1 protein-coding gene is annotated in these 335 nt (G+C 64.2%); it reads left to right on the forward strand.

What is annotated here, in order from left to right; all coding sequences use genetic code 11:
* Positions 1 to 335, forward strand: a 335-nt coding sequence (locus EET67_RS25465; protein WP_128628930.1) for a formate--tetrahydrofolate ligase, incomplete at both ends; no start/stop codon positions are given.

Genomic DNA, 335 nt, shown 5'->3' on the forward strand with positions numbered 1-335 from the left:
ACCCCAGTCTTTGCCCGCGACCTCAAGGCCAATGGCGCCATGACGGTGCTGCTCAAGGATGCGCTGCAGCCCAATCTGGTGCAGACGCTGGAGAACAACCCGGCCTTCGTGCATGGCGGGCCGTTTGCCAACATCGCCCATGGCTGCAACTCGGTGATGGCGACCTCGACCGCGCTCAAGCTTGCCGACTATGTGGTGACCGAAGCCGGCTTCGGTGCCGACCTGGGCGCCGAGAAGTTCTTCGACATCAAGTGCCGCAAGGCCGGGCTGAAGCCTTCGGCCGCCGTCATCGTGGCGACGGTGCGGGCGCTGAAGATGAATGGCGGCGTCAAGAA

The organism is Borborobacter arsenicus, from assembly GCF_003934165.1.
GTDB lineage: Bacteria > Pseudomonadota > Alphaproteobacteria > Rhizobiales > Rhizobiaceae > Pseudaminobacter > Pseudaminobacter arsenicus.